We start from the raw sequence: 4,812 nt of genomic DNA, 5'->3' as shown, positions 1-4,812 counted from the left end.
CACCTGCTCAGTAACCACCCGCCGCCGCTACCTGTCGCGGCTCTCCGGCCCGCTCCTGGACCGAGTAGACCTCCGAGTCCGCCTACGCCCCCTCACCGCGATTTCCGCCCACCAATCGACCACCCCCGAACCGACGTCGGCAGTCCGGACCCGAGTCCTAGCCGCCCGAGACCGCGCAAAACACCGCTGGCACGAACACGGCTGGCAATCCAACACGGAGGTGCCCGGCCCAGTCCTGCGCCGAGATTTCGCCCTGCCGCCGCCCGCGACCGCAGTCCTGGACCGAGCCCTGGACAGAGGCCTCCTGACCGCGAGAGGAGCCGACCGATGCCTGCGCATCGCCTGGACCCTGGCCGACCTGGCCGCCCTGCCCCAACCCGACACCGACCACGTCACCGCCGCACTGGACTTCCGAGAACGCAAAACCGGCTGACCCCGGTGTCAGCCCGCGATCCGAACCCGAAGGGACGCCTCGCTGCGGCAGTCGCTCGTTCGTCAGGACCGCAGCGAATGGCCTCGGTGCCGGGCGAGTCATGACCTCGTAAGCGGCCCGACTCCGGCTGGCGCCCGCTCACTCGGCGGGTCCGTCGCAGGACTGGCGCTTCGCCGCCCGAGTCCGGTGTCGGTGCCCGTTCGTCATGACTGTGTCGAGTGGTCCTGAAGCCCTTGCTCGGTCGTGGCCCCGTCGCGATTGACGGCCGCTCAGCCGAACCACGCCGACAGTCTCCACGCCAGTTCGCCGCCCGCTCGCCAAAGTCCCGACCAGATGCCCCACCCGGACAGGCAAACCCGCCCGTCCGGAACTTCAACGAAAGGAAGCACCATGTCCCACCGAGCCATCCCCTCTTCCTCCCCGCGCACCCGGCACCGCAGGCCGAAGACGCCGCAGCACAAGATCGTCCGGCATCTGTATCCGGTCCGGCGCAGGGAAGTCCGGCCCGAACACGACCCCGTCCGGGTCCGAGAACGGTTGGCGCTGCACCGCCATCTCGCTGTCGTCCGCTCCGAGAATCCCGGCTGTCGAAGAGGTGCGGCGTGAGCGTCGCCGTCGAGGATCAGACTGCGGCGACCGACTCCGAACGGCTCGCTCGCGCGTATCTGCTGGGCGTCGCTGAACCACCGGCACCGCACTTGCTGGAGTTCGTCGGCGAACACGGGCCGGTCGTAGCGGCCGAGCGGGTCAAGACGGGGGACTGTCCCGACAAGGTTCTCCGCGAAACGGCCGCGCGGCGGGAATCCACGATCGCGGACCAGGATCTTGAGGAGGCAGCCAAAGCCGGTGCCCGGCTCGTGGTTCCCGAAGACCACGAATGGCCAGCGTGGCCGTTGCTGTCGTTGGCCGTAGCGACGGGAAACGGCGTCAAGCACGTAGCCGCACCGCTGGGGCTGTGGGTGCGCGGCAACGCGAGTCTGGCCGAAGCCGCCGACCGTGCGGTGGCGGTCGTCGGCGCTCGGCTGGCCACGGACTACGGCGTGCACAACGCACTCGAGATCGGCCATGCGTTGGCAACTCGACAAATACCGGTCTTCTCCGGCGCGGCTCTAGGCATCGACGCCGCCGCCCATCGCGGTGCGCTCAGCGGTGGCGGGGTCACGGTCGCACTACTCGGATGTGCGGTCGACTATGCCTATCCGGCAGGAAACGTCAGCCTGTTGGACCGCATCGTCGCCGAGGGCGGCGCGCTCGTCAGCGAGTACGCACCGAAGACCCCGCCCGCGCGCCATCGATTTCTGGTGCGCAACCGCCTTATCGCAGGTCTCACCGACGGCACAGTCGTTGTGGAAGCCGGAATCCGCAGCGGCGCGCGCAACACCGCCACCGTCGCGGGTGCACTCGGCAAAGTCGTGATGGCGTTGCCGGGATCAGTGCATTCGGGCAGTTCAGCCGGTTGCCACGCGCTGATTCGAGACTGCAAGGCCACGTTGGTCACCTCCGTCGACGAGGTGCTCGAAACCGTGGGCCGGTTCGGCACCGCTGCTCCCGCAGCCGAGTCGAGCCGACGGCCCACGGACAATCTCGGTCCGGAGGCATCGCGGGTCTACGACGCGCTGCTCCCGCGAGCCGGCCGGGCTCCGGAGGAGGTCGCGCAAAGCGCTGGCGTGCCTGTTTCCCGAGTTCGGGCCTTGTTGCCGGCATTGGAAATCGACGGCTTCGCGGTGCGCGGCGACACCGGCTGGCGGCAGATCGTCAGAACGGCCAACCGATGATCGGCGTGGCGATGCTTGACCAATGGCGATGGTTCGCGCAGCGTAATCGCCATGCCGTCAGCGAGTGCACGCAAGGACGCGGTCCCGCGTCCCGGTGGACACCGGAAACGCCCGCCACGACCCGATCTTCGCGCTCTTCGCGCCGAATTGCCGGAGTCCGCCGAGTCCGTGGTGGCCGGTTACGAACGGCATCTGTCGTTGGAGCGTGGGCTGTCGCCGCACACCGTGCGCGCATACGTCGGCGACGTCGTTTCGCTGTTGGCGTTCGTGACCGTGGGGGAGGGTGACCGTCCCGCGCGGCGCTTTGAGGACTTGGACGTGACGCAGCTGCGCGCGTGGCTCGCGGGGCAGCGCTCGGACGGCGCCGGGCGCACCACCCTCGCACGGCGCGCCGCGGCCGCGCGCACGTTTACCGCTTGGGCGCACCGCACCGGTTTGCTGAAGTCGGATCCGGGCGGTCGGCTGGCCGCGCCGCGCGCGCACCGGACCCTGCCCGGCGTGCTTCGGGCCGAGCAGGCGGACGCGCTCATGGATGCCTCCGCGAAAGGAGCAGCCGAACGGGATCCGGTTGCGCTGCGTGATCGCGCGTTGGTCGAATTGCTGTACGCGACCGGCATTCGGGTGTCGGAGTTGTGCGGACTGGACGTCGGCAGTGTGGACTTTTCCCGTCGCGTGGTTTCGGTGGTGGGCAAGGGAGACAAAGAGCGGACAGTTCCGTTCGGCGTCCCGGCGGCCGAGGCGCTGACCGCGTGGCTGGAGGACGGACGGCCCGCGCTGGCTGGGGAAACGCCGGGTCCGGCGCTTTTCCTGGGCGTTCGCGGCAAGCGCCTGGACCCGCGCGCGGCGCGCCGGGTGGTGCACGAGGCGGTGGCCGCGGTGCCGGGCGCAACGGACATGGGGCCGCACGGGCTAAGGCATTCCGCCGCGACGCATCTGCTCGAAGGAGGTGCCGATCTCAGGAGCGTTCAGGAACTGCTTGGTCACGCTACGCTGGCCACGACCCAGCTCTACACTCATGTGACCGTCGATCGGCTGAAGGCGATCCATGACCGAGCACACCCGCGGGCCTGAAGAGGCCGGCGGCGGCTCGGCCGGGGACGGCAGGGCCGAGCCGCCGGCGCACGCGCATCCGCACGAGCACGGAGACCACACTGAGCAGCACGCCGAGAACGACCGTGCGATGACTTCCACGTCGCAGGTCACGGAAGCCGGGGCGGACCGCCCCGGCGTGCAGGACGCCGTCAACGGGGACGGTCGTCCTGGTCAGGACGTCGACGCGGGGATTCAGGCGCTGTGGCAGCAGTTCGCCGACAAACCGGACCAGACGTCGCGCGACCGGCTGGTGCTGCACTACGCGCCGCTGGTGAAGTACGTCGCGGGCCGCGTCGGCACCGGTCTGCCGACGCACGTAGACGTCGGCGACCTCGTGCAGTCCGGCATATTCGGATTGGTCGACGCGATCGAGAAGTTCGACCCGGAACGCGGCCTGCGTTTCGAGACGTACGCGATGCAACGCATCCGTGGCGCCATCCTGGACGACCTGCGCTCCCAGGACTGGGTCCCGCGCGCGGTGCGCAGCAAGGCGAAGGAAACGGCCCGCGCCCTGGAACGCCTCGGCGCCCGCCTGCACCGAACCCCGACCGACGCCGAACTCGCCGGCGAAATGGGCATCAGCCTCGACGACCTGCGCGATTTCTACGGCCAGCTCCGCCTGACCAGTGTGGTGGCCCTGGAGGATCTGGTCGCGGCAGGCAAAGACGCCGGCTCGCTGGTCGACACCCTCCCCGACGACGGCGCGGTGGACCCGGTGGCCGTCCTGGTGGACCAGGACAACCGCCGCCAGCTCGCGGAAGCCATCGCGCAGCTCACCGACCGGGACAAGATCGTGGTCAGCCTTTACTACTTCGAAAGCCTGACCCTGGCGGAGATCGGCAAAGTCCTCGGCGTCACGGAGTCTCGCGTGAGCCAGCTGCACACCCGCGCGGTGATGCGGCTGCGCGCCAAGCTGATGGAGCAACCCCCCGGCTGACTTCGGATTCGCAACCGTCGAGCGGGCGATCGCCTTGACAGCCCGGCTGTCTCGCGCCCCGCTGCGGTCGGAGCGGGCCAGGGTGGGTGCGGCGGCCAGGGGTTATCGACCTCCTTTGGGTTGAGCGGCCTGCAGCGGCAGGGGCGGGATTGCCTTGGCGTCACGGACCTTCTGCCCAGGGTTTGAGGCGTACTCGGCTTGGCGTGCCGACCAAGGCGAGCGGGTCGATGTACTCCGTGCCGCGGCGGGCGCCCCAGTGCAGGCAGGTGGCGGTCGGGCAGCCGGGGTGGCCCGGGGTCGCGGTTCCCAACGGCTGGCCGCGGTAGATCTGGTCTCCGGGGGCGACTGTCGGGGTGATCGGGAGGTAGGTCGTGTGCAGGCCGCCGTCGTGGTCCAGTGCGACTACTCCCTGGCCTGCTACCTGACCGGCGAAGATCACTACGCCCATGTCCGCGGCCAGTACCTGTTGTCCGGCGGCGGCTTCCAGGTCTACGCCTCGGTGGCCTGGGCCGAACGGGGTCGCGGGTGGTTCGAAGTTGCGGGTGACGTGGGGGCGGGGCGTCAGGGGCCAGGCG

At 69.8% G+C, this 4,812-nt stretch carries 5 protein-coding genes; 4 read left to right on the top strand and 1 reads right to left on the bottom strand.

Features of this window, described 5'->3' with window-relative positions; all coding sequences use genetic code 11:
- From D0D37_RS45875 to D0D37_RS45860, 4 genes are all read left to right on the top strand, one after another.
- Positions 1–433, top strand: a 433-nt coding sequence (locus tag D0D37_RS45875) for a magnesium chelatase subunit ChlI family protein (RefSeq protein WP_162834812.1), incomplete at its 5' end; no start/stop codon positions are given.
- Positions 434–1,035: 602 nt separating this feature from the next.
- The gene (gene dprA / locus D0D37_RS45870) at positions 1,036–2,208 is read left to right on the top strand and encodes a DNA-processing protein DprA (RefSeq protein WP_116206831.1); all 1,173 of its coding nucleotides are present in this window, start codon (positions 1,036–1,038) and stop codon (positions 2,206–2,208) included.
- A gap of 51 nt (positions 2,209–2,259) precedes the next feature.
- Positions 2,260–3,279, top strand: a complete 1,020-nt coding sequence (locus D0D37_RS45865; RefSeq protein ID WP_244223917.1) for a tyrosine recombinase XerC — start codon at positions 2,260–2,262, stop codon at positions 3,277–3,279.
- Positions 3,280–3,388: 109 nt separating this feature from the next.
- On the top strand, positions 3,389–4,237 hold the full coding sequence (locus tag D0D37_RS45860; protein ID WP_425267044.1) for a FliA/WhiG family RNA polymerase sigma factor: 849 nt from the start codon (positions 3,389–3,391) through the stop codon (positions 4,235–4,237).
- A 160-nt stretch (positions 4,238–4,397) separates the two neighbouring features.
- Here D0D37_RS45860 and D0D37_RS45855 read toward each other — a convergent pair.
- Positions 4,398–4,812: murein hydrolase activator EnvC family protein (locus D0D37_RS45855; protein WP_162834811.1), on the bottom strand; the 415-nt coding region annotated here is incomplete at its 5' end.

The sequence above is a fragment of the Amycolatopsis circi genome (assembly GCF_003385235.1).
Lineage (GTDB): Bacteria > Actinomycetota > Actinomycetes > Mycobacteriales > Pseudonocardiaceae > Amycolatopsis > Amycolatopsis circi.
This window is presented reverse-complemented; position numbering and strand designations above follow the sequence as displayed.